Here is a 25,682-nt window from a genome sequence, read left to right as displayed (position 1 = left end):
CGCGTCTCAGGCGCCGGGCTCCGCGGCCGTGCGCAGGGCGGTCAGTACGGGGCTGATCAGCGGGTGCTCCTCCGCTCCGCGCCGGACGGCGGCGAAGACCCGTCGCGTCGGGGCCACGCCGTCGATCGGGCGGACCTCCACGCCCGTGAGCTCCGTCCCGCGCAGGGCCGAACGCGGCACGAGCGCCACGCCCGCGCCCGCCGCCGCGAGGGCGACGACCGCGCGGAAGTCGTCGGACGAGTGCTCCGGGCGCAGCGCGAAGCCCGCGTACTCGCAGGCCAGGACGGTCACGTCGTGGCAGGGGTTGCCGGTGGACTGCCCGATCCAGGCGTCCTTGGCGAGGTCGGCGAGCGCGACGCGCTCCTCGTGCGCGAGCGGGTGGCCGGGCGGCAGGACCGCGTCGAAGGGCTCCGCGTAGAGCGGGACGCGGGTGAGGCGGGCGTCGTCCTCGCCCGGAGCGCCCCGGTACTCGACGGCGACGGCCACGTCGACCTGCCGGTCGAGGACCATGAGCAGGCTCTCGTCGCCCTCGGCGTCGCGCACCCGGACCCGGATGCCGGGCGCGGTGCGGGCCAGGGCCGTGAGAGCCGGGGCCACCACCAGGCCGATGCCGGTGGCGAAGGCGGCGACCGTGACCGTGCCGGCCTCGCCGGAGCTGTAGGCGGCGAGTTCGGACTCGGCGCGCTCCAACTGGGCCAGGACGGCGTTGGCGTGGCTGAGCAGGATCTCGCCGGCGGGGGTGAGCCGGGCTCCTCGGGCGCTGCGGTCCACCAGACGGTGGCCGGTCTCCTGCTCCAGGGCCGCGAGCTGCTGGGAGACGGCGGAGGGGGTCAGATAGAGCGCGGCGGCCGCTGCCGTGACCGTGCGGTGGTCGGCCACCGCACGGAGGATGTGCAACCGCCGCGCTTCGATCATTCCCCCAGTCTCGCAGGCCGCGAGACCGCTCCTCGCCTCAGCCGCGCAGGGCGGCGCGGGCGTCGACGAAGGCGTCCACGGCCCGGTTCACGTCGTCCGTGGAGTGGGCGGCGGAGAGCTGCACGCGGATCCGGGCCTGGCCCTGCGGCACGACCGGGTACGAGAAGCCGATCACGTACACGCCGCGCTCCAGGAGGAGCTCGGCCATGCGGCCGGCCTCGGACGCGTCGCCGATCATGACGGGGGCGATGGCGTGGTCGCCGGGGAGGATGTCGAAGCCCTCCGCCGTCATACGGGTCCGGAACAGCTCCGTGTTGGCGCGCAGCCGGTCGCGGAGGTCACCGGCGGACTCCAGGAGGTCGAGGACCTTGAGGGAGGCGGCGGCGATCACCGGGGCGAGGGTGTTCGAGAAGAGGTACGGGCGGGAGCGCTGGCGCAGCAGGGCGACGATCTCGGCGCGGGCCGCGACGTAGCCGCCGGAGGCTCCGCCGAGGGCCTTGCCGAGGGTGCCGGTGATGATGTCGACACGGTCCATGACGCCGTGCAGCTCGGGGGTGCCGCGGCCGCCGGGGCCGACGAAGCCGACGGCGTGCGAGTCGTCGACCATGACCATGGCGTCGTAGCGCTCGGCCAGGTCGCAGATCTCGTCGAGCGGGGCGACGTAGCCGTCCATGGAGAAGACGCCGTCGGTGACGATGAGCCTGCGCCGCGCGCCGCCCTCCGTGGCCTCCTTCAGCCGCTGCTCCAGATCGGCCATGTCACGGTTGGCGTAGCGGAAGCGGCGGGCCTTGGAGAGGCGGATGCCGTCGATGATCGAGGCGTGGTTGAGGGCGTCGGAGATGACGGCGTCCTCGGGGCCGAGGATCGTCTCGAAGACACCGCCGTTGGCGTCGAAGCAGGAGGAGTAGAGGATCGTGTCCTCCTGGCCGAGGAAGGAGGACAGGCGGGCCTCCAGCTCCTTGTGCACCTCCTGCGTGCCGCAGATGAAGCGGACGGACGCCATGCCGTAGCCCCAGCGGTCGAGCGCCTCGTGAGCGGCGGCGACCACGTCGGGGTGGTCGGCGAGGCCCAGGTAGTTGTTGGCGCAGAAGTTGAGCACCTCGCCGGGACGGCCCCCCGAGGTGACGGCCACCGTGGCCGACTGGGGGGTGCCGATGACGCGTTCGGGCTTGTGCAGTCCGGCCTGCCGGATCTCGTCGAGGGTGGCACGGATGTCGTCGCGTACGGAATCGAACATGGGTCAGGCTCCCGCAGTCCAGTCGAGGATGATCTTGCCGCTCTTGCCGGAGGCCGCGTCGTCGAAGGCGGCCTCGAAGTCGGTGTACGCGTAACGCCCGGTGATCACGGGGGCGAGGTCGAGACCGCCCTCCAGGAGCACCGACATCGCGTACCAGGTCTCGAACATCTCGCGGCCGTAGATGCCCTTGACCGTGATCATGGAGGTGACGATCTTCGCCCAGTCGACGGCGAAGTCCTCGCTGGGCAGGCCCAGCATGGCGATCCTGCCGCCGTTGGTCATGTTGGCGACCATGTCGCGCATCGCGCGCGGGTTGCCGGACATCTCCAGGCCGACGTCGAAGCCCTCCTTGAGCCCGAGGGCGCGCTGGCCGTCGGCGATGGTCTGCTCGGCGACGTTGAGGGCGAGGGTGACGCCCGTCTTGCGCGCCAGGGCCAGGCGCTCCTCGCTGACGTCGGTGATCATGACGCTGCGGGCGCCGGCGTGCTTGGCGACGGCGGCGGCCATGATGCCGATCGGGCCCGCGCCGGTGACGAGGACGTCCTCGCCGACGAGGGGGAAGGAGAGCGCCGTGTGCACGGCGTTGCCGAAGGGGTCGAAGATCGCGGCGACGTCGAGGTCGACGGGGACGCGGTGCACCCACACGTTGGACGCGGGCAGGGCCACGTACTCGGCGAAGGCCCCGTCCCGGCCCACGCCGAGGCCGATCGTGGCGCGGCAGAGGTGGCGGCGGCCGGCCAGACAGTTGCGGCACTTGCCGCAGACGAGGTGGCCCTCGCCGCTCACCAGGTCGCCGACGGCGATGTCGGACACGTCACGGCCGACGGAGACGACCTCGCCGACGAACTCGTGGCCGACGGTCAGCGGCGTCGCGATCGTCTTCTGCGCCCAGCCGTCCCAGGACCGGATGTGCAGGTCGGTCCCGCAGATCCCGGTCCGCTTGACCTGGATGAGTACGTCTCCGGGGCCGGTCTCCGGCTCGGGCACGTCCGTGAGCCAGAGTCCCGGCTCCGCCTTCAGCTTGACCAGCGCCTTCAATGCAACGGCTCCCGACGTGCGTGTCCTGTGATGTGCGGGGTCCGGGCGCGGCTGCGCGCCCAAGATCCCCGGAAGAGAATCTTCCGTACGGAGCGCCCGCGGTCCATCGAGGATTTCTTAAGCGCGCTCGCAGATCAGCTTCACACCACAGGCGAGGGCGGGGCGACGTCAACGCGCCCGAACGGAGAGGCCACCGTCGGGGCGGTGGCGGTGGCGGACGGGCAGGTCGGGAGGCCGGGGCGAGGCGGCCGGGGCCGGGAACGGAGGCACCGGCGGCGGGGGCGTACCTCCGTCACCGTCCCAGGGCCGCCATCGCCGCGTTGTGGCCGGGGATGCCGCTCACTCCCCCGCCCCGGACCGCGCCCGCTCCGCACAGCAGCACGTTGGCGTGCCGGGTCTCCACGCCCCAGCGGCCCGTGCCCTCCACCGCGTACGGGAAGGAGAGGTCGCGGTGGAAGATGTGGCCGCCGGGAAGGCGCAGTTCACGTTCGAGGTCGAGGGGGGTCTTCGCCTCGACGCAGGGGCGGCCGTCGGCGTCGAGGGCGAGGCAGTCGGCGATCGGCTCGTCCAGATGGGCGTCGAGCTGGGCGAGGGTCGCCTTGAGGAGCGCGGCCCTGACGCCGTCGTTGTCGGCGGTGAACAGCCGGGCGGGGGTGTGCAGCCCGAACAGGGTGAGGGTCTGGTGGCCCGTGGCGGCGAGCTCGGGTCCCAGGATCGTCGGGTCGGTGAGCGAGTGGCAGTAGATCTCGGAGGGCGGGGCGGAGGGCAGCCGGCCGGCGGCGGCCTCGGCGTGGGCGGTGGCGAGCTGCCCGTACCCCTCGGCGATGTGGAAGGTGCCGGCGAAGGCCTCGCGCGGGTCGACGGAGCGGTCGCGGAGCCTCGGCAGCCGGGTGAGCAGCATGTTCACCTTGAGCTGGGCGCCCTCCGGGGCGGGCGGGGGCGGCTCGCCGAGGAGGGTGGCCAGGTCGCTGGGCGAGGCGTTGACGAGGACCCGGTCGGCCTCGACGGCGCCCTCGCCGTCGGCGGTGCGGTACCCGATCGAGGCCCGCCGCCCGTCGGTCTCGATCCGGGTGACCTCGTGACCGGTGAGGAGGTGCGCCCCGGCGGCGCGGGCCGCGTCGGCGAGGGCGTCGGTGAGCGCGCCCATGCCGCCGACGGGCACGTCCCAGTCGCCGGTGCCGCCGCCGATGACGTGGTAGAGGAAGCAGCGGTTCTGCGGGAGCGTCGGGTCGTGGGCGTCGGCGAAGGTGCCGATGACGGCGTCGGTGAGGACCACACCGCGGACGAGGTCGTCGGCGAACTCCCGCTCGACGGTGACGCCGAGGGGCTCCTCGAAGAGCATCCGCCAGGTCTCGGGGTCGTCGACGCGGGCACGGAGCGCGGCGCGGGTGGGGAGCGGCTCGGTGAGGGTGGGGAAGACACGGCGGGCGGCCCGGCCGGTGCGCTCGTAGAAGGCCTGCCAGGCCTCGTACTCGCGGTCGGAACCGGTCAGCGCGGCGAAGGAGGCGCGGGTGCGGTCGGGGCCGCCGCCGACGAGCAGGCCTCCGTCGCCCTTCGGGGTGTACGAGGAGACGGACCGTTTCCGCACGGCGAACCGCAGCCCCAGCTCGCGCACGATCTTCTCCGGGAGGAGCGAGACGAGGTACGAGTACCGGGAGAGGCGCGCGTCGACCCCGGCGAAGGGGCGGGTGGACACGGCGGCCCCACCGGTCGAGCCGAGCCGTTCGAGGACGAGCACGGAACGCCCGGCGCGGGCCAGGTAGGCGGCGGCGACCAGGCCGTTGTGGCCGCCTCCGACGACGACGGCGTCGTAGGAACGGGCGGCGGCCGGGCCGCCGGGAGACGGTGCGGGGACGGTCATGGCTCATGCTCACACGGCGGGCGAGCCGGGGAAAGGGGACGGTGGATCAAGGCCGCGGTGGTGTCGCCGCCCTCAGCAGGAGGGCCGCCGCCTCGGCGTGGTGGCCCAGGCGCTCCAGACAGTGGGCCTCGTCCTCCAGGGCGGCGACCGTGTCGGGGTGGGCGGGTCCGAGGAGGCGGGTGCGGACGGCGCCGATCGCGCGGTGCGACGCCAGGGCCTCCTCCCAGCGGCCGAGCCGGCCGAGGGCCACGGCGGCCTCCCGGCGGCTCTGCAGGGTGTCGGGGTGGTCCGCTCCCAGGACCCGGTCGCGGTCGGCGTGGACGCTCTCCGACTCGGCGAGCGCCTCCGGCCAGCGCCCGAGCCGGCCGAGGTTGACGGCGAGGGCGTGCCGGGCGCGGAGGGTCTCGGGCCCGTCGGCGCCCTGCGCGCGGGTGCGGGCGGCGACGAGGTCGCGGCAGACGTCCAGGGCGTCGGCGGCCTGGCCGAGCCGGCCGAGGAACACCCCGGTCTCGTAGCGGGCGGCGAGGGTCTCCGGATGGTCGGGGCCGAGGGCCGCGGCGCGCGCGGCGGCGACCGCCCGGTACTGGACGAGCGCCTCCTCGCCGCGCCCCAGGCGCCCGAGGGTGTACGCCACCTCGCGCCGGGTCACGAGGGTGTCCGGATGGTCCTCGCCGAGCAGCCGGGCGCGGGCCTCGGCGACCTCGTGGGCCGTGCGGTACGACTCCTCAAGGCGGCCGAGGCGGGCCAACGTGAACGCCAGGTTGTGGCGGCAGCGCAGGGTGTCGGGGTGGTCGGGGCCGACGGTGCGCTCGCGTGCGGCGAGCACGGTGACGTACACCTCGTACGCCTCGGGATGCCGTCCGAGGCGGCCGAGCGCGTACGCCCGCTCCTGCCGGGCGGCCAGGGTGTCGGGGTGGTCCTCGCCGAGGACGCGCGCGCGGGCCGCGGCGACCCGGTCGAAGACCCGCAGGGCGTCGGCGGGGCGGTCGAGCCGGGCGAGGGCGAAGCCGACCTCGTACTGGCTGGCCAGGGTGTCCGGGTGGTCGTCGCCGAGGGCCGCCGAGCGGTGTGTGGCGACGGACCGGTGCACGGACTCGGCCTCGTCCCAGCGGCCGAGGCGGCCGAGCCCCATGCCCGCGCGGTACCGGCCGGCGAGCACCGCGACCAGTTCGGCGGAGGGGGCGACGCGCGGCGGCGCGGGCGCCTCCGGTGGGGCGGTGGCGGCGGTGGTCCACTCGGTGGTGAGCACGGCCGCGGCGGGGTCGTGCGCGGCGGGGCGGGGCGCGGTGGTGGCCTCGGCGGGCCGGTGCCCGCCGGTGATCCCCCGGAGCCACGCGGGGGCGGGCAGGGGCACGGGGGGTGCGGCGGGGCCGGGTCCGGGGACGACCGTGCCCCCGGAGACCGCCGCCCCGGGAAACGGACCGCCGGGCAGCATTCCACCGGGCAGCGACAGCGAGACCCGCCCCGAGACGATCCGGCGGCGCAGGTCGCCCGCGTCGGCCGGCCGCTCCTCCGGCACCTTCGCGAGCAGGTCGACGACGATCCGGTCGAAGTAGTCGGGGAGTTCGGCGCGGTGGGCGCGCGGCGGACTCGGCACGGTGTCCCGGTGTCCGATGAGGATCGCCCAGGAGTCGCCGAGGTCGAAGGGCGGGACGCCGGTGGCCAGTTCGTACAGCACGCAGCCCAGCGAGTAGAGGTCGCTGCGGTGGTCGATCTCGCCGCCGCCGATCTGCTCGGGCGACATGTAGTGGGGCGTGCCCATGGCGATGCCGGTCCCGGTGAGGCGGGAGGTGAACCCCATGTCGGCGCCGAGGCGCGCTATACCGAAGTCGCAGATCTTCACCGTCCCGTCCCGGAGCCGCATGATGTTCGCGGGCTTCAGGTCGCGGTGCACGATGCCCTGGCGGTGGGTGTACGCGAGGGCGTCGGCGACCTGGTCGGCGATTTCGACGAGGTCCTGGACGGGCAGCGGGTGCTGGGCGTTGGCGGCGAGGAGCTGGCTGAGGTTGCGCCCTTCCAGGAGCTCCATGACGAGGAACAGCACGCCGTCGTACTCGCCGAAGTCGTGCACGACGGTGATGCCCCGGTGCTGGAGCGCGGCGGCCACCCGGGCCTCGCGCCGGAAGCGCTCGCGCACCACGGTGAGGACCTGGGGGTCCTGCTGCGGTCCGAGCGGCTTGAGGCACTTCACGGCCACCCCGCGGCCGAGCGCCTCGTCGGTGGCGCGCCAGACCTCGCCCATGCCCCCGCGACCGATCACCTCGTGCAGGCGGTACCGGCCCTGGATCAGTCTCGACTCCCCCATCGTGTGCCGCCGCCCCCGTCGATCTCCTGCGCCTTCTCCGGCTTCTCCAGTATGGACGCCGGTTCGGACAGTGGGTACGGGGCGGGGTACGCGTAAGGGTCGGGTCGCGTCTCCGGCCCGAGCCGGTCCACGGCGCGGAGGATGTGCCGCGGCGGTAGCCGCCAGCGCAGGCGGGCGGGCACGCAACGGAGGAGGTTGGCCGTGGCGACGAGCCGGTGGGTGACGGTCTCGGGCGGCGGGGCGGGGCGTCCGTAGAGCGCGTGGGCGTACGGGGGCAGGGTGTCGTACGCGAGTGCCGTGACGCGCCGCCAGATCACCTCGCGCGCCGGTACGAGGACGGGTTTCACGGGCGGTCTGCGGAGGAAGTCCTCGACGGTGCGGGCGTCGGGTCCGGCGGCGAGCCGGGGACGTACGGCGTCGAAGTAGGCGGCGAGCTCGGCGGTGGATCCGGGGACGGTGGCCGGGTCGAGTCCGACGAGCCGGGCCGAGGTGCGGTGCTCGTCGACGTACCGGTCGGCCCCGGCGTCGTCGAGCGGGATGCCGGAGCGGCGTGCGACGGAGAGGTAGGAGTCGGTCTCGGCGCAGTGCACCCAGAGGAGCAGCTCGGGGTCGTCCACGCCGATGAGCCGGTGGATCCCGCGCACCCGTGCGCCGGCCGCCTCCGCCGCCTCGGTGGTCCCGTAGCTCAGGGTCCCGACGAAGTTCGCGGTCCGCATGAGCCGGCCCCAGGGGTCCTCCTGGAAGCTGCTGTTGATCATGACGCCGCGCACCGCGACGGGGTGCAGCGCCTGGAGCCACAGCGCTCGGACGCCGGCGATCCACATGACCGGGTCGCTGTGCAGCCGCCAGGTGACGGAGCGGGGGCCGAACAGCCCGGGGTCGGCACTCATGAAGCGTCCTCCCTCATGCCGTTCAGGCTACGCCGGAACGGGCCCCGGCGAACCGGTCGCGCACCCGGCGGCTCAGGACGGGACGGACGCGAGACCGGCGTCGTCGAAGGGCGGATACCTCTCGGCGCCCGTGCGTTCGGCCGCGTCGATGTAGACGGCGAGGGCGTCGCGGGACCGGGCCAGTGCGGCCATCTGGTCGTCGAGCCGGCCCATCCGCGACCGCATCGCGGCGAGCAGTTCGGGGCACCCGACCAGTTCCGGGCCCTCGCCGACCGCGCAGGGCAACAGGTAGGCGATGTCCTCGGAGGACAGTCCCGCGCCGAGCAGGTGCCGGATCTGCTTGACCCTCAGCACGGCGCCCTCGTCGTACGCGCGGTATCCGTTCGCGCGGCGCTCCGCCTGCAGGAGGCCCTGGGCCTCGTAGTAGCGCAGCTGATGGGTGTGGACACCCGTCAGGCGACTCAGTTCCCCGATCCGCATCGACAACCTCGCTTGACCTTCACACCGGTATGAACGTCGACGATGCTGCCATGACCAACCGAACCACCGCACCCGTGACCGTCATCGGACTCGGACTGATGGGCCAGGCGCTCGCCGCCGCGTTCCTGAAGGCCGGGCATCCCACCACCGTATGGAACCGTTCGGCCGCCAAGGCCGACGCACTCGTGGCCCAGGGCGCGCGCCTGGCGCCCTCCGTCGCCGCCGCGATCCAGGCGAGCCCCCTGACGATCCTCTGTGTCACGGACTACCGGGCCGTGCGTGAACTGCTCGACGCGGACGGCGCCGGGCTCGACGGCGCGACGCTGATCAACCTGACCTCGGGCTCCTCGACCCAGGCCCGCGAGACCGCCCGCTGGGCCGAACAGCACGGCGCCCGTTACCTGGACGGCGCCCTCATGGCCGTACCGCCGGTGATCGGCACGGCGGAGGCGCTCGTCCTGCAGAGCGGGCCGCCGGAGGACTTCGAGGCGCACAAGACCACCCTGGAGGCGCTCGGCACCGTCACCCACCTCGGCTCCGATCCCGGGCTCGCGTCCCTGTACGACGTGGCCGGCCTCGCCATGATGTGGAGCGTCCTCAACGCCTGGCTCCAGGGCACGGCCCTGCTCAGGACGGCCGGTGTCGACGCCACGACGTTCGCGTCGTTCGCACGGCAGATGGCGGCCGGAGTGGCCGACTGGCTGCCCGGCTACGCCGAGCAGGTCGACAGGGGCGCCTTCCCCGCCGAGGTGGCGACCCTGGAGACCGACGCGCGTGCGATGACCCACCTCATCGAGGAGAGCGAGGCGCTGGGGGTCAACGCCGAACTCCCGAAGCTGTTCAAGGTGCTGGCCGACCGCGCGATCGCGGCCGGGCACGGCGGGGAGCAGTACCCGGTGCTGATCGAGGAGTTCAGCAGGCCCGGGCCGCCCGACGCCGGCTGACGGCGACGGACGGGACGGGGAGGTTCGGGGCGCGGAGGGGGCCTCAGGGCTGGATGTTCTGGTTCAGGTGGAACAGGTTCCCCGGGTCGTAGGCCCGCTTGACCTCGACCAGGCGGTCGTAGTTCGCGCCGTAGTTGGCCCTGGTCCGGCTCTGGTCGTCGTCCGACATGAAGTTGACGTAGCCGCCCTCCTCCGAGTGCGGGGCGGTCGCCGCGTAGTAGTCGCGGACCCAGGCGATGTTGGCCTCGTTGGCGGAGGGGTCGGGCCACATCCCGGCGATGACGGTGGCGAACGAGGCGTCCCGGTAGGCGAAGGCCGTGGCCTCCGGCGCGACGCGGTGGCAGGCTCCGTCGATCGGGTAGATGTGGACCGTCGAGTTCACGGCGGGCAGCCCGGCGGCGTGCTCCACGTGCGCCTCGATCGCGGCATCGGTGAGCTCGGTGACGAAGTTGGCCTTCCAGTAGTGCTGGAGGCCGGGCGGTACGAGCGCGTCGAACGCGCTGTTGAGCGCCGGGTACGGCATGGGTCCGACGTGCTCGGCGACCACCGGCGCGAAGTCGTGGAAGGGCTGGAGGGCGCGCTCCCCCTCGTCGAGCGGTCCGGTCCAGCACGCCACGACCAGGACGAAGGTGTCACCGTGCCGGTCCTCCGGGATGAACGGGAGCGGCGGGGCGATCTGGAAGGCGGGGAACCCGCCCAGTTCCTCCGGCGCGTCGGCGATGTAGTCGGCGAAGGAGCGCACGACGGTGGCGGCGTCCTCCAGTTCGAAGAGCATCGGTCCGCCGTAGATGTCCTTGACGGGGCTGAGCCGGTACTCGAACGAGGTCACGGCGCCGAAGTTGCCCCCACCTCCGCGCAGGGCCCAGAAGAGGTCGGCGTTCTCCTCCTCGCTCGCGACGAGGAGCCGGCCGTCCGCGGTCACGACATCGGCCGAGATCAGGTTGTCGCAGCTCAGGCCCGCACCGCGGGCGAGATAGCCGATGCCGCCGCCGAGGGTGAGTCCGCCGACGCCCGTGGTGGAGATGATCCCGCCGGTGGTGGCGAGCCCGAAGGGGTAGGTCGCCGCGTTGAAGTCGCCCCAGGTCGCCCCGCCCTCCGCGCGGGCGGTCCGCCGCTGGGGGTCGACGCGGACACCGCGCATCCCGGAGAGATCGGCCACGACCCCGTCGTCGCAGGTCCCGAAGCCGGGCACGCTGTGCCCACCGCCTCGGACCGCGAGGTCGAGCCCGTTCTCGCGGGCGAAGTCGACCGCGGCGATGACGTCGCCCGCGTTGACGCAGCGCACGACGACGGCGGGTCTCCTGTCGATCATCGCGTTGTGCACGGCGCGCGCCTCGTCGAAGGCATCGTCGTCGGCCGTGACGACCGTCCCGCGTACCCGTTCGCGCAGCTGGTCGTTCGAGAGCTTGCCCATGGCCACCGCTCCTCGTTCGAATCAGTTCCACGCTACGCCGATGGCACCGAGCCTCAACTTGAGCCGTGTACGGGGCGCGCTGCCCGCGGCGTTGCGCGGCGGCCCCGGTTCGTGTCCCCGGACACGGCGCCGGCTCGCTCCGTCCAGCAGGTGAGCCGCCGACCCGTCGGCTCCCCGGGCGCCACTAGGGTTCCCCCTACCCGCGGCCGGTACGCGATGACCCGGCCGCCCCATGCCCATGAGGATGCACATGTTTACGGTCAACGAGTACTTCGACGGCTCGGTCAAGTCGATCGCGTTCACGCGGGAGCAGGGCCCGGCGACCATCGGCGTCATGGCCCCCGGAGCATACGAGTTCGGCACCGCCGCTCCGGAGATCATGCACGTGGTCAGCGGCGCCCTGACGGTCAGCCTGCCCGGTGCCACCGCGTGGGAGACCTTCGCGGCCGGGGACCGCTTCGAGGTCCCCGGCGACAGCCGGTTCCGGATCGAGGTCGCGGTGGAGACCGCCTACCTCTGCGAATACCGCTGATCAAGGCGCCGCCGGCGCGCGGGGCCCGGGGGCGCTAGCGGCGGACGCGGGGCATGCCCAGGCCGATCCAGGAGATGATCTCGCGCTGGATCTCGTTGTTGCCGCCGCCGAAGGTGAAGATGACCGCCGAGCGGTAGCCGCGTTCGAGTTCGCCGTGGAGGACCGTGCCCGCCGAGCCCTCCTTGAGGGCGCCCGCCGCGGCGACGACCTCCATCAGGGCCGCGTAGGCGTCGCGGCGGGCCTCGGAGCCGTACACCTTCACGGCGGAGGCGTCCTGGGGGGTGAGGGTGCCGTGCTGGACGGCGTTCACCATCTGCCAGTTGAGGAGCTTCATCGCGTCGAGCCGGGCGTGGGTGCGGGCGAGGGTGCGGCGGACCCACGGCAGGTCGATGACGCGGCGGCCGTCGGCGAGCGGGGTGTCGGCGGCCCAGCGCTGTACGTCGTGGAGCGCGCGGATGGCCATCGTGCCGTGTGCGGCGAGGGTGACGCGTTCGTGGTTGAGCTGGTTGGTGATGAGCCGCCAGCCCTTGTTCTCCTCGCCGACGCGGCGTGCGGCGGGGACGCGCACGTTGTCGTAGTAGCTGGCCGTGGTGTCGTGCGAGGCCAGGGTGTTGATGATCGTGCAGGAGTACCCGGGGTCGCTCGTGGGGACCAGCAGCATCGTGATGCCCTTGTGCGGCGGGGCGTCCGGGTCGGTGCGGACCGCCAGCCAGACCCAGTCGGCGGTGTCGCCGTTCGTGGTCCAGATCTTCTGGCCGTCGACCGTGTACGTGCCGGTGCTCTCGTCCCCCTCCCGCACCGCCCGGGTCTTCAGGGCCGCGAGGTCGGTGCCCGCGTCGGGCTCGCTGTAGCCGATGGCGAAGTCGATCTCGCCGGAGAGGATCCCGGGCAGGAAGAAGGCCTTCTGCTCCTCGGTGCCGAACCGCATGATCGTCGGCCCGACCGTGTTCAGCGCCATGAGGGGCAGCGGCACGCCCGCCTGCGCCGCCTCGTCGAAGAAGATGAACTGCTCCATCGGGGTCAGCCCGCGTCCCCCGTACTCGGTCGGCCAGCCGACCCCGAGCCAGCCGTCGGCGCCGAGCCGGCGCACGGTCTCGCGGTAGAAGCGCTTCTGCGCGGCCGGGTCCGCGTAACGGGTGTGGACGTCCTCCGGCACCAGCTCGGCGAAGTACGCACGCAGCTCGGCGCGCAGGCTGTTCTGCTCGGGCGTGTATTCGAGGTGCATGGGGCCCTCCCGTGGCGGCGGTCCTGCGGCGTCCTCGGTGCGGTGCGACGCGTGACGGCGGCCACGGTAGAACGTGTTCCACAAATGCGGAAGCCTCGGGGCGGCCCCGGACGGACCGGGGCCCCGGTCCGGGGGTGCCGGACCGGGGCCTGCGGGGTACTGAGGGGAGGATCTCCGGGGACCGGGCTCGGCCGGTCCTACGGCAGAAGCTCGTCCATGGATGCGCGGCCCTTCTCCGCCATACGGCGTTCCGCCCAGGCCAGGCTCTTCGGATTCACGTCACGGCCGGAGGCGAGGACCAGGTCCTCCGCCGTGAAATCGCCCTCCGACCCGGCGTGCAGCAGCCGGTCGGGCGTCGGGAAGTCCCCCACGGACGTCTTGTCGGGCTCAGCGTTCATGCCGCCTCCTACGTGTTCTTCCGGCACTGGCCATTCTCGTGTCCGGCCACCGGGAGCGCATCCGGGCGGGACGCGGGTGCGGGTCAGGAGTCCGGGGTGCCCTGGTGGCGGCGGAGGAGCGCGGCGGCGGCCCGGTGGCACCGGAGCCGGGCCCCGGTCCCCGCGTCGCCCGGTCCGTCCCGCCCGCCGAGGGGCCGCGCCGCCGTCGCGAACCGGACGACCACCAGGCACGGGGCGACCGGGAGTCGCCCCCGGACCCCCGCCCGCGTGACCTCCGCCGAGGCGAACTCGCGCCACGCCGTGTCATCGCCATGGCGTCCGAGGGGTGCGGGTTCGACAATGGGGGGGATGACCGACGAAGACCGGCGTACGCGCAACGGCGAGATCGGGCCCGCCGAGTGGCTCGCCATGAACCGGACCGGCAGTTTCGACTGGGATCTCGACACGGGCACGATCGATGTCGACGAGTCGGGGCTCCGGGTCTTCGGGCTGGCCCCGGACGGCTACGACGGCCGCCCGGTGTCGCTCCTCGCCCGTCTCGCCCCCCAGGAACGGGGCAGGCTGGAGGGCGTCGTACGGCAGGCGGTCAAGAGCGGGGAGGTGTCGTACACCGCCCACTTCCCCATCCCGCAGGACGACGGACCACCCCACTGGACGCACGTCCAGGCGCGGATCCTGCGCTCGCCGGACGGGCGGGCCCGGCGGATCGTCGGCGTCGTACGGGACACGACCGCCGAGGTGACGCGCTTCGCCTTCGTCCAGGAACTGGAGAAGCGGCGCGAGGTCCAGACGAGCATCGTCGAGCGGACGACGAACGCGCTGTCGCGCGCGGTGACGGTGGACGACGTGACGGCGGCCCTGACCGGCCCCGGCGGGCTCGCCCGGCTCGGCGCCGACGGGCTGGCGCTCGGACTCGTCGAGAACGGCTCGCTCAACATCATCGCCCTCAGCGGCGAGACCCTGGACGTCCTCGACGACTTCCGTGTCCGGCGCCTCGACCGGGGGCTGCCGCTGGCCGAGGCGGTCCTCAGCGGGCGGCCCCGGTTCGTCTCCTCGTTCCAGTCCCTGGGGCGGGACTTCCCCGAACTCGCCCCGTACCTGGCGAGGCTGGACTTCCGGGCCGCCTGCTACCTGCCGCTGGTCGCCCAGGCGCGTTCCCTCGGCGGCATGGCCCTGTTCTACCGGGGCCGCACCTCCTTCAACGCCGACGAGCGCAACCTCGCGCTCGGGCTCGCGGCGATCGTCGCCCAGTCGCTCCAGCGGGCGATCCTCTTCGACGAGGAGCGGGAGCTGGCCACCGGGCTCCAGGCGACGATGCTGCCGCGCCGGATCCCCCGGATCACCGGCGGCGAGATCGCGGTGCGGTACCACGCGGCCTGGAGCGGCCGGCAGGTCGGCGGCGACTGGTACGACGTGATCGCGCTGCCCCGGGGCCGGGTGGGGATCGTCGTGGGCGACGTCCAGGGCCACGACACCCACGCCGCCGCCATCATGGGACAGCTGCGGATCGCCCTGCGGGCCTACGCCGGCGAGGGACACGCGCCGTCGACGGTCCTGGCCCGCGCCTCCCGCTTCCTCGCCGAGCTGGACACCAACCGCTTCGCCACCTGCACCTACGCCCAGGTGGACCTGGGGAGCGGCACCCTGCGCGCCGTCCGGGCCGGGCACCTCGGGCCGCTGATCCGGCACACCGACGGCCGGGTCGGGCAGCCCAACCTGCGGGGCGGGCTGCCGCTCGGTCTCGCGACGGTGTTCGGGGACGAGGAGTTCCCGGAGACCCGGCTCGACCTCGTGCCCGGCGAGACGCTCGTCCTCTGCACGGACGGTCTCGTCGAGCAGCCGGGCAGCGACATCGAGACCGGTCTCGCCGCGCTGTCGGAGGCCATCAGCAGCGGCCCGCCGCAGGCGGAGGCGCTCGCCGACCACCTCTCCGAACGGCTCTGGGAACGCTGGGGCTCGGGTGACGACGTGGCGCTCCTGGTGCTGCGGCGCAGCCCCGACCCCGGCACGCCGAGGGCGCCCCGCATCCACCAGTACATCCACCAGGCCGATCCGCAGGGCCTCTCGGACGCGCGGGCCGCCGTGGGGCAGGCGCTGCGCGACTGGGGCATGCCGGAACTGGCCGACGACGCCGAGCTGTTGACCGGCGAGCTGCTCGTCAACGTGCTGCTGCACACCGAGGGCGGTGCCGTGCTGGCCCTGGAGGTGCTGCCCGAACCGGTGCGGCGGGTCCGGCTCACGGTGCAGGACCGGTCGAGCGCCTGGCCCCGGCGGCGTACCCCCGGCGAGGCCGCAACCTCGGGACGGGGACTGCTGCTGCTCGACGCGCTGGCCTCCCGGTGGGGGGTCGAGCCGCGCGGCGAGGGGAAGGCGGTCTGGTGCGAGATCGGCCCGATCACGGTGCCGGCGGACTCCACGGCGCACGGAGCCTGAGGCGGATGTCATGGACCCTGTGGCCGCTCTGAACCGGATCGCTTTCCTGCTGGAACGGGCGCAGGCGCCGAGGTACCGGGCGCAGGCCTTCCGCACGGCCGCCACCGCCGTCGCCGCCCTCCCTGAGGGCGAGGCGGAGCGGCGCGCGACGGCGGGCACCCTGGAGTCCTTGAAGGGGCTCGGGCCCAAGACGGCGGCGGTGGTGCGCGAGGCGCTGGCGGATCGGGTGCCGGAGTACCTGGCGCGGCTGGAGGCGGAACTGGAGGAGTCCCTGCGGACGGCGGAGCCGGGGAGCGGCGGCGAGGCGCTGCGGGCCGCCCTGCGCGGCGACTGCCACCTCCACTCGGACTGGTCCGACGGCGGTGCCACGATCGAGGACATGGGCCGTGCGGCGGCGACTCTCGGCCACGAATGGGCGGTCCTCACCGACCATTCGCCCCGGCTCACGGTGGCGCGGGGCCTGTCTCCGGAGCGGCTGCGGGAGCAACTGGACGTGGTGGCGCGGCTGAACGAGGAGTGGGCGCCGTTCCGCCTGCTCACCGGGATCGAGTGCGACATCCTGGAGGACGGCTCGCTCGACCAGGAGCCCGAGCTGCTCGACCGTCTCGACCTGGTGGTGGGTTCGGTGCACTCGAAGCTCCGGATGGAGGCCGGGGCGATGACCCGCCGCCTCGAACGGGCGGTCCGCGACCCGCTGATGGACGTCCTCGGGCACTGCACGGGCCGGCTGGTGGCGGGCGGGCGGCTGCGGCCGGAGTCCGAGTTCGACGCGGAGCGGGTGTTCGCCGCGTGTGCCGAGTCCGGGACGGCCGTCGAGATCAACAGCCGCCCGGAACGGCTCGATCCGCCACGGCGGCTGCTGCGGCTCGCGGTGGCGGCGGGGACGTACTTCGCCGTGGACACGGACGCGCACGCGCCGGGCCAGCTGGAGTGGCAGATCCTCGGCTGCGCGCGGGCGGAGGAGTGCGGAGTGCCGGAGGAGCGGGTGATCAACACCTGGCCGGCGGAGCGCCTGCTGGAGTGGACACGGGAGTAGGGCCGTGGGTGCCGGGCGGCGGGAGTCGGGCTGCGGGAGTGTGCCTGGGACCAGGGACACGCAGCCGCGTCCGGCCCGGCCCCGACCGGCCCCGACCGGCCGTCACGGGGGCTGCCGGGCTGCCGGGCTGCCGGGCCAGTGTCAGGCGCGCTGCCAGACCGTGGTCGCGTTGCAGAACTCGCGGATGCCGTGGCCGGAGAGCTCGCGGCCGTACCCCGAGCGCTTGATCCCCCCGAAGGGGAGGGCGGGGTGCGAGGCCGTCATGCCGTTGACGAAGACGCCGCCGGCCTCGAGGTCACGGACGAAGAAGTCGACGTCCTGCGGGGAGCGGGTCCAGACGTTGGAGCTGAGGCCGAACGGGGAGTCGTTGGCGACGGCCACGGCCTCCTCGATGTCGCTGACCGGGTAGACCGTGGCGACCGGCCCGAAGGCCTCCTCGTGGTGGATCCGCATGTGCGGGGTGATGCCGGTGAGGACGGTGGGCCGGTAGTACCAGCCGTTCCCGAGCTCGGGCTCGTCCGGACGACGGCCGCCGCACAGGGCGGTGGCGCCCCGCCGTACCGCGTCGTCGACGAGCTCCTCCAGGTCGGTCCTGCCCTGCTCCGTGGCGAGGGGGCCGACGTCGGTGGACCCGTCGAGGGGGTCGCCGACCGTGAGGGCGTTCATGGCGGCCGTGAACCGCTCGGAGAAGTCGTCGTACACGTCCCGGTGGACGATGAACCGCTTGGCGGCGATGCAGGACTGTCCGTTGTTCTGCACCCGCGCGGTGACGGCCGTCTTCACGGCCGCGACGATGTCGGCGGAGGGCATCACGATGAACGGGTCGCTGCCGCCGAGTTCCAGGACGGTCTTCTTGACCTCGTCGCCCGCGACGGCGGCGACGGCCCGGCCGGCCGGTTCGCTGCCGGTGAGGGTGGCGGCGACGACCCTGGGGTCCCGGAGGACGCGCTCGACGTCGGCGGAGCCGATGAGGAGGGCCTGGAAGCAGCCTTCGAGGTATCCGGCGCGGCGGAAGAGGTCCCCGAGGTAGAGCGCGGTCCTCGGCACGTTGGAGGCGTGCTTGAGGAGGCCGGTGTTGCCCGCCATGAGCGCGGGCGCGGCGAAGCGGATCACCTGCCAGAGCGGGAAGTTCCACGGCATCACGGCGAGGATCGGGCCGAGGGGCCGGTAGTGGACCCGGGCCACGTCCGCGCCGGAGTCCTGGACGTCGCTCTCGGCCGGGTGCTCGTCGGCGAGCAGCGCCTCGGCGGTACGGGCGTACCAGCGCATGGTCTTGGCGCACTTGGCGGCCTCCGCACGGGCGGCGGCGATCGGCTTGCCCATCTCGACGGTCATCGTGCGGGCGATGTCCTCGTTGTCCTCGTCGAGGAGGGCCGCGGCGGCGCGCATGAGACGGGCGCGTTCGGAGAAGGACGTGGTGCGGTACTGGCGGTACGCCTCGTGCGCGGCGGCGATCCGCCGCTCGACCTCCTCGGGCCCGTGGGCCTCGTAGGTGCGCAGCGTCTCGCCGGTCGCGGGGTTCACGGTGGCGATGCCCATGACCTGTCTCCTCCTGCCATCGGCCCCCGTCCGACGTTTCCGCCAAGCGCGGTCCGGCGCAACAGGGACGGGGCGGTGGGGTGACGGGGGGATCTGGGGTGACGGGGGGGGGAGGGAGTGACGAGGGAGGTGGCGCGACCGCCTCAGTCGGTGAGCCAGGTGAGCGCGCCGGAGAGGTGCGCGCGGAAGACAGGGTCGCGGTACGCCTCCGGGGCGTGACCGAGCGCGGTGAAGAAGGCGCGCCCCCGGTCCACCTCACGGCACCAGACCAGCGGGTGGTCGGCTCCGTGGGTGCCGCCGCGGTAGGCGGTCTCGTCGGCCCGCGCGAGGACCCGTACGCCGGCGCCTCCGTTCCCGCGCGGGTCGGACGTGAAGTTGTACCACTCGTCGGTCCACTCCCAGCGCTCCGGGAGCGGGGCGGTCGCCGGGTGGTCGTGCGCGTCGACGAGGACGACTCCGGGCTGGACCTCGGGGTGGCCGTCGAAGCGGGTGCCGAGCAGCTCGCCGTAGAAGGGCCAGTCAGGTTCGGCGTTGGCCGCCGCGTGGACGGCGAGGAGGGCGCCGCCGCCCCTGAGGTACGCCTCGAAGGCGGCGCGCCCCTCGGGTGTCAGGACCGTGCCGGTCGTGGACAGCAGCACGACGACGGCGCACCCGGCCAGGCGTCCGGGGGTGAAGGCGCCCGGGTCCTCGGTGACCTCGGCCGTCCGCCCGAGGCCGCGGGCCAGCTCCGTGAGAGCGGCGGCGCCGTCGGGGATCGACGCGTGGCGGTAGCCCGCGGTGCGGGTGTAGATCAGGACGTCGGCGGTGGGCACGCGAGGGCTCCAGGGGAGGGGGAAAGCGCTTACTGGCCAGCGTCGACCGTAGCCAACGGGAAACCGGGCCCGCAAGCCCCGCCGGACCGTTGCCGTATCCGATACATCTCTGTATCTTTTGGCGCGCCGCGGCCGCCCGAGCGCGAGCCCGAACCCACCGTTCCCGCCCGAGGCCGATCCCGCCATTCCCGCCCGAGGCCGATCCCGCCGGCCCGGCCCCACCACCCACCCGCTCCCTCACTCGCTCTTCCGCTCACCCGCTCACGAGGAGCCGCCATGAGCACCGTGCCGCCCGCGCTCGCCGCCGCCGTCGGGCCGCTGCCCGACGGGGTCGTCCTGCCGCTGCCGCCCACCTTCGTCTCCGTCGAGGAGGAACGCCGCCACCGCAAGGAGCAACTCGCCGCCGGGTTCCGGATCTTCGGGCGGTTCGGCTTCTCGGAGGGGGTCGCCGGGCACATCACCGTCCGCGATCCCGGCGACCCGAACGCCTTCTGGGTCAACCCCTTCGGAATGAGTTTCGGCCAGATCAAGGCCTCCGACCTGATCCTGGTGGACCACGAGGGGACCGTGCTGGAGGGGCGCAGGCCCGTCAACCGGGCCGCGTTCGTCATCCACTCGCGGGTCCACGCCGCCCGGCCCGACGCGATCGCCGCCGCGCACTCCCACTCCCTGCACGGCAAGGCCTTCTCCAGCCTCGGCATCCCGCTCGACCCGATCACCCAGGACGCCTGCGCGTTCTTCGAGGACCACGGGATCTACGACGACTACCGGGGCGTGGTGAACGAGGCCGAGGAGGGCGAGCGGGTCGCCAAGGCCCTGGGCGCGTACAAGGCGGTCATCCTCAAGAACCACGGACTCCTCACCGTCGGCCACTCCGTCGCCGAGGCCGTCTGGTGGTTCGTCACCATGGAGCGCTCCTGCCAGGCGCAGCTCCTCGCGATGGCCGCGGGCACCCCGCAGCTCATCGACCGCGAGACGGCCCTGCTGACCCGCGGACAGGTCGGCGGGCACCTGGCCGGGTGGTTCCAGGCGCGCCCGCTGTGGGATCAGATCACCGCGTCCGACCCGGACCTCTTCGACTGAGGCCGCCCGGGCAGCTCCCTCGTCGACACCTCCAGGAGCGGGGCCAGGAACTCCCGCTCCAGACTGCCCGGCGGCAGCTCCGCCGGTTCGACGTAGCTCTGCGCGAGACCGCCCTCGCGCAGGGCGATGAGGAGCCGCGCGAACCGGTCGGCGTCGACGGTCAGTTCACGCCCCGCCCGGCGCAGGACGAGGGTGAGGCCGCGGGCGATCTCGGCCCGCAGCCGCTCGTCGTGGCGCGCGAGGACCCAGGCGGTCTGCGGGTCGCGGATGGCGTGCAGGGTGAACTCGGTGGTGACCAGGTACCAGTCCCGCTCGTCCGGTTCGACGCGGGCTGCGAGCTCCGCGAGCCGGGTCAGGGTGTACTCCTCGGCGGTCAGCGCGTCGATCGCCTCGGCGAGCCGCCGTACGGTCCGGTCGCTGTGCTCGTCGAAGAGGGCGAGGAAGAGCTCTTCCTTGCTGGCGAAGTTCGAGTAGTACGCGCCCCGCGTGTACCCGGCGCGCTCGCAGATCTGCTCGATCGTCGTCGCGTGGAAGCCGTGCTCGGCGAAGGTCTCCAGGGCTGCCTTGAGGAGCGCCGCGCGGGTACGGGGCCGCCGCCTGGTGACACCTTTCGGCACGGGTGGTCCCTCCTCCGTACGGGCCGCGTCCTGCGGCGGACGCCCACGATACCGGCGCCCGCAACTCGGGCGGGGACGAGTGGCGGCGGATAAAATTCACGCATGGGAGAGCGACCCGTCGCGCCCGCGGCGCCTGACCTGGTTCTCGAGATCGACGGGGACGTGACACGCCTGAAGCCAGGCCGCGTCTACCGCGTCGGGCGGGACCCCACCAGCGAGATCGTGCTCTCGGACGCGCGGGCCTCCTGGCATCACGCGGTGCTCAGCGCCGCCGACGGCCACTGGATCCTGGCCGACGAGGCCAGCACGAACGGCACCTTCACCGACGGCCTGCGCGTGGCCGGGGTGCGGGAGGTGGGCGACGGGACGGTCGTACGGTTCGGGCATCCGGAGGAGGGCCCGCGCGCGGTGTTCTCGACGGGCGCGCGGACCGGCGAGGGCGAGCGGTCAGCCGGTCCGGCCGAGCCGTCGGGTGCTGCCGAGCACCCGGTCCAAGCCGAGCCGTCGGGCGTCGCCGAGCCCTTGAACGAGGCCGAGCCGCTCGTCGTCGCGGAGCCCTCGAACGAGGCCATGGCACAGCCGCCTGTCTCCGCCGCAGCCGGTCCGCCCGTCGTCGCCGAGCACCCCCACGTCACCGAGCCGCCTGTGGCCGCCGAACCCTCCGTCGTACGGGAGTCGCCGCCGGCGCCACCACCGGCGAGCCACGAGTCCGCGCCGCCCCGGCCGCCCTCCGTCTCGTACCCGGCCGCCACGGGTGCCTTCCGGCGGCCCACCTCCGTGCGACCGCTGCCCACCCACAGCATCAGGATCGGCCGCGCTCCCGACAACGACGTGGTCGTGTCCGATCTCATCGTCTCCCGGCGCCACGCCGAACTGCTGGCCCAGCCCGACGGCACGTACCGGATCCACGACCTCGGCAGTCACAACGGCACCTTCCTCAACGGCAGCCCCGTCGTCGACGCCCGCGTGACACCGGACGACATCATCGGCATCGGCCACTGCGCGTTCTGTCTGATCGGCGGCCAGCTCGTCGAGTTCACCGACACCGGTGAGGTGTCCCTCGACGTCCAGTCGCTCGCCGTCACCGTCGACCACGGGCGCAAGACGCTCCTCGACGAGGTGTCGTTCCCGGTGGGCCAGAAATGTCTGCTCGGGGTCGTCGGGCCGTCCGGCGCGGGCAAGTCGACGCTCCTGGGCGCGCTCACCGGCCAGCGGCCCGCCGACCGGGGCACGGTGCTCTACGACGGCCGCGACCTCTACCGGGACTACGCCGAGCTGCGGCAGCGCATCGGGCTCGTCCCGCAGGACGACATCCTGCACCTCCAGCTCACCGTGCGCCGGGCCCTCGGCTACGCCGCCGAGCTGCGGTTCCCCGAGGACACCGTGCCCGCCGAGCGGCGGGCCCGGGTGGACGAGGTGATCCGGGAGCTGGGCCTCGTCGAGCGCGCCGAGCAACCGATCCACAGCCTCTCCGGCGGGCAGCGCAAGCGGGTGAGCGTCGCTCTCGAACTGCTGACCAAGCCGTCGCTCCTCTTCCTCGACGAGCCGACCTCCGGCCTCGACCCGGGCATGGACCGGTCCGTGATGCACATGCTGCGCGGACTCGCGGACGACGGGCGGACGGTGGTCGTGGTCACGCACAGCGTGCTCAGTCTCGACGTGTGCGACCGGCTGCTCGTGCTCGCGCCCGGCGGCCGGGTCGCCTACTACGGACCGCCCGGGGACAGCCTCGGCTTCTTCGGGTACACGCAGTGGCCGGAGGCCTTCGAGGCCTTCGAGAACGACCGGGACCGCGACTGGGCCGGTCAGTTCCGGTCGTCCCCCTTCCAGCGCCGGTACATCACCGACGCCTCGGCCCGCCCGAACGTCCCCCTCCCGGTGGACGGCTCCGCCCCGGCCGTCGCGGAGCCGGCGCCGCCGCCGAAGGCGCAGAGCTGGGGCTCCCAGCTGCGGACGCTCGTACGGCGTTACGCGGCGGCGCTCTCCGCCGACCGCACCTTCATCGCCATCATGATCGCACTGCCGTTCGTGATGGGGGCGATGGCCCGGGCCCTGTCCGAGGGCAGTCTCAACGCCGAGTCCTCGCTGAACGTGCTGCTCATCCTGTGTGTGGGCGGTGTCCTCACAGGAGCGGCGAACGCCGTGCGCGAACTGGTCAAGGAACGCACGATCTACCGGCGCGAGAGAGCCGTCGGCCTCTCCCGCTCCGCGTACCTCGCCTCCAAGGTGGTGGTCCTCGGCCTGATCACGGTCGTGCAGGCGGTCGTCCTGACGCTGGTGGCCCTGATCGGCGTGCCGCTGAACGTGCCCGGCGGGAAGGGCGTCCTGATGCCTCCGCTCGTGGAGATCACCCTCGCCGTCGCGCTCCTGTCCTTCACGGCGATGATGCTGGGCCTGCTCGTCTCGGCCCTGGTCCGCAAGGAGGAGGTGACGATGCCGCTGCTCGTCCTCCTCGCCATCGTGCAGGTGGTGTTCTGCGGGGCGCTCCTGACCGTGCGGGGCACGCTCGTCCTGGAGCAGCTGGCCTGGCTGGTGCCCTCGCGGTGGGCGTTCGCGGCGATGGGCGCGACGATCGACATCGGGAAGGTCGCGCCCACCGACAAGACGACGGATCCGCTGATGCGGCACACGGCGGAGGCCTGGCTGTTCGACATGGGCATGATGGTGGTGCTCTGTCTCGTCCTCGGCCTGGTCGTGGCCCGGCTGCTGCGCCGGCACGAACCGGTCGTCATGCGGAGGTAGGCCTGTGAGCGTCCCCGTACCCGAGTACGTGCCGGACTTCCGGCCCACCCATGTCGTGCCCCGCGCCGGCCTCTCCGCCTGGGAGGCGCCGGACCCGGGGCTGGAGACGACGTCGCTCGACGCGTTCCTGCCGGTGCGCCTGGAGGAGCGGGCCGGTGACTGGGGGCGGATCCTGTGCTCCAACGGCTGGACGGCGTGGGTCGACGCGCGGCTCCTCGTCACCGTCCCGGACGATCCCCCGGCGGCGGGACAGCCACTCACCAGGACCGCCGATCCACGGCCCCTGATCGCCCGCGCCGAGGACGCGCTCGGCCGCTACCGGCGGGCGGCGGAGGCGCTGGGGGCGGGCCGCGTCGACGGCGAGAACTTCCGGCTGCGGACGCGTGGCCTGCGGGTGGGCATGGTCGTCGACGGCGAGTCGGTCTGGCTGTACGACGCGGAGCACGAGCGGTGGGTGTACTGCGACGGCGTGGGGCTGAGTACGTACGCGGCGTCCTCGGCGCCGTCGGCCGCCGCCGCCACCCCTCCCCCGGGCGTCCCCTCACCGGCTGTCGAGTCCGCGCCGCCGCCCGAGGAGGCCGAGGACCTCGACCAGGTCGAGGAGGCCGAGCACCCCGAGGAACCGCCGGAGCCCCAGGAACCCGAGGAACCTCAAGGATCCGAGACATCCGAGGCACCCGGCGGCGAGCGGGACTCCGGCGCGGCGCCCCCCTCCCACGCGCCCACCCAGGTGGTGCCTCAGGTGGTGCCCCGGGTCGACCCGTCCGCCGCCGGGCCGCCGCCGACGCAGATCGTGAAGCGACCGCCCGGAACGACCGGTGAGAGCTGATGGCCGGCGGTGCGCACGAGGACCCGGACCTGCCCGCGGGCCGTCCCTCGGGGCTCCTCGGCAAGGAGGTCGCGGGCTACCGCGTCGAGCGCGAGATCGGGCGCGGCGGGATGGCGGTCGTGTACCGGGCGCGGGACCTGCGGCTCGACCGGACGGTGGCGCTCAAGCTCCTCGCCCCCGAGCTGGCCCGTAACGACACCTTCCGCAAGCGCTTCGCGCACGAGTCGCGGGTCGCGGCCTCGATCGACCATCCCCACATCGTGCCGGTCTTCGACGCGGGCGAGACGGAGGGGGTGCTGTACATCGCCATGCGGTACGTGGCGGGGCAGGACCTGGCGGCCCTGCTCTCCCGCGAGGGCCCGCTGCCGCCCGTGAAGGCGGGACGGATCGCCGTGCAGGTGGCCTCGGCCCTGGACGCGGCGCACGCGCACGACCTGGTCCACCGGGACGTGAAGCCCGGCAACATCCTGGTCGCCGAGGGCACCGACCGCGACCACCCGGAGCACGTGTACCTCACGGACTTCGGGCTGACGAAGAAGTCGCTGTCGCTGACCGGCTTCACCACGGTGGGCGAGTTCGTCGGCACGCTCGACTACGTGGCGCCCGAGCAGATCTCGGGGAAGCCGGTGGACGGCCGCTGCGACGTGTACAGCCTGGCCTGCGTGGTGTTCGAGACCCTGGTGGGGGCCCCGCCGTTCCGCCGTGACACCGACTGGGCGGTGCTGTGGGCGCAGCAGTACGATCCTCCGCCGCCGCTCTCGGAGGTGCGGCCGGGGTTGCCCGAGGCGGCGGACGCGGTGTTCACGAGGGCGCTGGCGAAGACGCCGGAGGAGCGGTACGGGACGTGTCTGGAGTTCGTCGCCCAGCTGCGCGCCGCCCTGGCCACGGGCGGCGAGGGCGGCGGGCCGGTCGTCGCGAGGGGGCCGGAGCCGCTCGCCCCGCCACGTGACCCGCCGGCGTGGGCGAGGGCCGTGTTCCGGGAGTTGTAGGTCCGGGAGTCGCGGTTCCGGGAGCGAGAGGAGGAACCGGGCGTTCCCGCCCCGTCTCTGAGTACGTGGCCCCCGTCGCTGAGTACGGGACCCCACTCCTGTGCCGGACCGGGCGTGCGAGAGTACGTCCAGGCAGGGCCGGGGGGCCCGCGCGGGGGACCGCCTGGGGGCGGGAGAGGGGATGGACATGGACCTGTTCGACGGCGAGCTGGGCGGCCGGGAGGAACACCACGTCGGCGCCGAGGGCAGTGGCTGCTTCTGGGGCTACGTGGTCCTCATCGGGCTCGGGATCCTGGTGGTGGTGACGTTCAACTGGCTCGTCGACCTCGTCAAGGGCCTGTTCTGACGGAGCCGCCGTCCCTC

At 73.5% G+C, this 25,682-nt stretch carries 22 protein-coding genes; 9 read left to right on the top strand and 13 right to left on the bottom strand.

Going from position 1 to position 25,682, the window contains the following annotated elements:
- Positions 1-6 precede the first annotated feature (6 nt).
- The 7 genes from ACRRSS_RS15545 to ACRRSS_RS15515 form a co-directional block, all read right to left on the bottom strand.
- Positions 7-915 (bottom strand): LysR family transcriptional regulator, encoded by a 909-nt coding sequence (locus tag ACRRSS_RS15545; RefSeq protein ID WP_435971803.1) that lies wholly within the window; start codon positions 913-915, stop codon positions 7-9.
- A gap of 37 nt (positions 916-952) precedes the next feature.
- On the bottom strand, positions 953-2,152 hold the full coding sequence (locus ACRRSS_RS15540; protein WP_435971802.1) for a glycine C-acetyltransferase: 1,200 nt from the start codon (positions 2,150-2,152) through the stop codon (positions 953-955).
- Between the two features lie 3 nt (positions 2,153-2,155).
- Positions 2,156-3,190 (bottom strand): L-threonine 3-dehydrogenase, encoded by a 1,035-nt coding sequence (tdh, locus tag ACRRSS_RS15535; protein ID WP_435971801.1) that lies wholly within the window; start codon positions 3,188-3,190, stop codon positions 2,156-2,158.
- A 292-nt stretch (positions 3,191-3,482) separates the two neighbouring features.
- The gene (locus ACRRSS_RS15530; protein WP_435971800.1) at positions 3,483-5,051 is read right to left on the bottom strand and encodes a phytoene desaturase family protein; all 1,569 of its coding nucleotides are present in this window, start codon (positions 5,049-5,051) and stop codon (positions 3,483-3,485) included.
- A gap of 46 nt (positions 5,052-5,097) precedes the next feature.
- Positions 5,098-7,356, bottom strand: a complete 2,259-nt coding sequence (locus ACRRSS_RS15525; RefSeq protein WP_435971799.1) for a tetratricopeptide repeat protein — start codon at positions 7,354-7,356, stop codon at positions 5,098-5,100.
- Entirely contained in the window at positions 7,338-8,246 is a 909-nt protein-coding gene (locus tag ACRRSS_RS15520) for an oxygenase MpaB family protein (RefSeq protein ID WP_435971798.1), read from the bottom strand. Before ACRRSS_RS15520 ends, ACRRSS_RS15525 begins: the two co-directional genes overlap by 19 nt.
- Positions 8,247-8,318: 72 nt before the next feature.
- Positions 8,319-8,726, bottom strand: coding sequence for a MerR family transcriptional regulator (locus ACRRSS_RS15515; RefSeq protein ID WP_435971797.1), 408 nt, complete (start codon positions 8,724-8,726; stop codon positions 8,319-8,321).
- Positions 8,727-8,776: 50 nt separating this feature from the next.
- On the opposite strand from ACRRSS_RS15515, the gene ACRRSS_RS15510 reads away from it, so the two are divergent.
- Entirely contained in the window at positions 8,777-9,670 is an 894-nt protein-coding gene (locus tag ACRRSS_RS15510) for an NAD(P)-dependent oxidoreductase (RefSeq protein WP_435971796.1), read from the top strand.
- Between the two features lie 43 nt (positions 9,671-9,713).
- On the opposite strand, the gene ACRRSS_RS15505 is transcribed toward ACRRSS_RS15510, so the two are convergent.
- Entirely contained in the window at positions 9,714-11,084 is a 1,371-nt protein-coding gene (locus ACRRSS_RS15505; RefSeq protein ID WP_435971795.1) for an FAD-binding oxidoreductase, read from the bottom strand.
- Positions 11,085-11,334: 250 nt separating this feature from the next.
- Between ACRRSS_RS15505 and ACRRSS_RS15500 the strand changes: the two genes are divergently transcribed.
- Positions 11,335-11,616, top strand: coding sequence for a pyrimidine/purine nucleoside phosphorylase (locus ACRRSS_RS15500; RefSeq protein WP_435971794.1), 282 nt, complete (start codon positions 11,335-11,337; stop codon positions 11,614-11,616).
- A gap of 34 nt (positions 11,617-11,650) precedes the next feature.
- Here the strand turns inward: ACRRSS_RS15500 and ACRRSS_RS15495 are convergent, their stop codons facing one another.
- The gene (locus ACRRSS_RS15495) at positions 11,651-12,841 is read right to left on the bottom strand and encodes an acyl-CoA dehydrogenase family protein (protein WP_435971793.1); all 1,191 of its coding nucleotides are present in this window, start codon (positions 12,839-12,841) and stop codon (positions 11,651-11,653) included.
- 197 nt (positions 12,842-13,038) lie between these two features.
- Entirely contained in the window at positions 13,039-13,239 is a 201-nt protein-coding gene (locus ACRRSS_RS15490) for a hypothetical protein (protein WP_435971792.1), read from the bottom strand.
- Between the two features lie 348 nt (positions 13,240-13,587).
- Between ACRRSS_RS15490 and ACRRSS_RS15485 the strand changes: the two genes are divergently transcribed.
- Positions 13,588-15,672, top strand: coding sequence for a SpoIIE family protein phosphatase (locus ACRRSS_RS15485; protein ID WP_435971791.1), 2,085 nt, complete (start codon positions 13,588-13,590; stop codon positions 15,670-15,672).
- A 10-nt stretch (positions 15,673-15,682) separates the two neighbouring features.
- Positions 15,683-16,708: a PHP domain-containing protein gene (locus ACRRSS_RS15480; protein ID WP_435971790.1), complete on the top strand. Its 1,026-nt coding sequence runs from the start codon at positions 15,683-15,685 to the stop codon at positions 16,706-16,708.
- A 141-nt stretch (positions 16,709-16,849) separates the two neighbouring features.
- On the opposite strand, the gene ACRRSS_RS15475 is transcribed toward ACRRSS_RS15480, so the two are convergent.
- Together ACRRSS_RS15475 and ACRRSS_RS15470 are read right to left on the bottom strand one after the other, a co-directional pair.
- Entirely contained in the window at positions 16,850-18,247 is a 1,398-nt protein-coding gene (locus ACRRSS_RS15475) for an NADP-dependent succinic semialdehyde dehydrogenase (protein ID WP_435971789.1), read from the bottom strand.
- Between the two features lie 143 nt (positions 18,248-18,390).
- The gene (locus ACRRSS_RS15470; protein ID WP_435971788.1) at positions 18,391-19,059 is read right to left on the bottom strand and encodes a ThuA domain-containing protein; all 669 of its coding nucleotides are present in this window, start codon (positions 19,057-19,059) and stop codon (positions 18,391-18,393) included.
- A 276-nt stretch (positions 19,060-19,335) separates the two neighbouring features.
- On the opposite strand from ACRRSS_RS15470, the gene ACRRSS_RS15465 reads away from it, so the two are divergent.
- Positions 19,336-20,142, top strand: a complete 807-nt coding sequence (locus ACRRSS_RS15465; RefSeq protein ID WP_435971787.1) for a class II aldolase/adducin family protein — start codon at positions 19,336-19,338, stop codon at positions 20,140-20,142.
- Here ACRRSS_RS15465 and ACRRSS_RS15460 read toward each other — a convergent pair.
- A complete protein-coding gene (locus ACRRSS_RS15460; RefSeq protein WP_351903247.1) occupies positions 20,106-20,759 on the bottom strand; it encodes a TetR/AcrR family transcriptional regulator in 654 nt (217 codons plus the stop codon). The two genes, ACRRSS_RS15465 and ACRRSS_RS15460, sit on opposite strands and share 37 nt — an antisense overlap.
- Before the next feature lie 102 nt (positions 20,760-20,861).
- Between ACRRSS_RS15460 and ACRRSS_RS15455 the strand changes: the two genes are divergently transcribed.
- The 4 genes from ACRRSS_RS15455 to ACRRSS_RS15440 all read left to right on the top strand — a co-directional run bounded on the left by ACRRSS_RS15455 (position 20,862) and on the right by ACRRSS_RS15440 (position 25,665).
- The gene (locus ACRRSS_RS15455; RefSeq protein ID WP_435971786.1) at positions 20,862-23,501 is read left to right on the top strand and encodes an FHA domain-containing protein; all 2,640 of its coding nucleotides are present in this window, start codon (positions 20,862-20,864) and stop codon (positions 23,499-23,501) included.
- A gap of 4 nt (positions 23,502-23,505) precedes the next feature.
- Complete coding sequence (locus tag ACRRSS_RS15450; protein ID WP_435971785.1) at positions 23,506-24,330, top strand: hypothetical protein; 825 nt, start codon at positions 23,506-23,508, stop codon at positions 24,328-24,330.
- Positions 24,330-25,319, top strand: coding sequence for a serine/threonine-protein kinase (locus ACRRSS_RS15445; RefSeq protein WP_435971784.1), 990 nt, complete (start codon positions 24,330-24,332; stop codon positions 25,317-25,319). Before ACRRSS_RS15450 ends, ACRRSS_RS15445 begins: the two co-directional genes overlap by 1 nt.
- Before the next feature lie 187 nt (positions 25,320-25,506).
- A complete protein-coding gene (locus ACRRSS_RS15440) occupies positions 25,507-25,665 on the top strand; it encodes a hypothetical protein (RefSeq protein WP_435971783.1) in 159 nt (52 codons plus the stop codon).
- The last annotated feature ends 17 nt before the right edge of the window (positions 25,666-25,682 follow it).

The sequence above is a fragment of the Streptomyces sp. Qhu_M48 genome, assembly GCF_051305195.1.
Classification (GTDB): domain Bacteria; phylum Actinomycetota; class Actinomycetes; order Streptomycetales; family Streptomycetaceae; genus Streptomyces.
This window is presented reverse-complemented; position numbering and strand designations above follow the sequence as displayed.

What these genes read in the sequence shown, in the direction of transcription:
- ACRRSS_RS15545 (WP_435971803.1), bottom strand. Translation starts at nt 915, where the DNA reads ATGATCGAAGCGCGGCGGTTGCACATCCTCCGTGCGGTGGCCGACCAC.
- ACRRSS_RS15540 (WP_435971802.1), bottom strand. Translation starts at nt 2,152, where the DNA reads ATGTTCGATTCCGTACGCGACGACATCCGTGCCACCCTCGACGAGATC.
- ACRRSS_RS15440 (WP_435971783.1), top strand. Translation starts at nt 25,507, where the DNA reads ATGGACCTGTTCGACGGCGAGCTGGGCGGCCGGGAGGAACACCACGTC.
- ACRRSS_RS15445 (WP_435971784.1), top strand. Translation starts at nt 24,330, where the DNA reads ATGGCCGGCGGTGCGCACGAGGACCCGGACCTGCCCGCGGGCCGTCCC.
- ACRRSS_RS15500 (WP_435971794.1), top strand. Translation starts at nt 11,335, where the DNA reads ATGTTTACGGTCAACGAGTACTTCGACGGCTCGGTCAAGTCGATCGCG.
- ACRRSS_RS15530 (WP_435971800.1), bottom strand. Translation starts at nt 5,051, where the DNA reads ATGACCGTCCCCGCACCGTCTCCCGGCGGCCCGGCCGCCGCCCGTTCC.
- ACRRSS_RS15475 (WP_435971789.1), bottom strand. Translation starts at nt 18,247, where the DNA reads ATGGGCATCGCCACCGTGAACCCCGCGACCGGCGAGACGCTGCGCACC.
- ACRRSS_RS15505 (WP_435971795.1), bottom strand. Translation starts at nt 11,084, where the DNA reads ATGGGCAAGCTCTCGAACGACCAGCTGCGCGAACGGGTACGCGGGACG.
- ACRRSS_RS15495 (WP_435971793.1), bottom strand. Translation starts at nt 12,841, where the DNA reads ATGCACCTCGAATACACGCCCGAGCAGAACAGCCTGCGCGCCGAGCTG.
- ACRRSS_RS15455 (WP_435971786.1), top strand. Translation starts at nt 20,862, where the DNA reads ATGGGAGAGCGACCCGTCGCGCCCGCGGCGCCTGACCTGGTTCTCGAG.
- ACRRSS_RS15525 (WP_435971799.1), bottom strand. Translation starts at nt 7,356, where the DNA reads ATGGGGGAGTCGAGACTGATCCAGGGCCGGTACCGCCTGCACGAGGTG.
- ACRRSS_RS15520 (WP_435971798.1), bottom strand. Translation starts at nt 8,246, where the DNA reads ATGAGTGCCGACCCCGGGCTGTTCGGCCCCCGCTCCGTCACCTGGCGG.
- ACRRSS_RS15510 (WP_435971796.1), top strand. Translation starts at nt 8,777, where the DNA reads ATGACCAACCGAACCACCGCACCCGTGACCGTCATCGGACTCGGACTG.
- ACRRSS_RS15485 (WP_435971791.1), top strand. Translation starts at nt 13,588, where the DNA reads ATGACCGACGAAGACCGGCGTACGCGCAACGGCGAGATCGGGCCCGCC.
- ACRRSS_RS15465 (WP_435971787.1), top strand. Translation starts at nt 19,336, where the DNA reads ATGAGCACCGTGCCGCCCGCGCTCGCCGCCGCCGTCGGGCCGCTGCCC.
- ACRRSS_RS15490 (WP_435971792.1), bottom strand. Translation starts at nt 13,239, where the DNA reads ATGAACGCTGAGCCCGACAAGACGTCCGTGGGGGACTTCCCGACGCCC.
- ACRRSS_RS15515 (WP_435971797.1), bottom strand. Translation starts at nt 8,726, where the DNA reads ATGCGGATCGGGGAACTGAGTCGCCTGACGGGTGTCCACACCCATCAG.
- ACRRSS_RS15480 (WP_435971790.1), top strand. Translation starts at nt 15,683, where the DNA reads ATGGACCCTGTGGCCGCTCTGAACCGGATCGCTTTCCTGCTGGAACGG.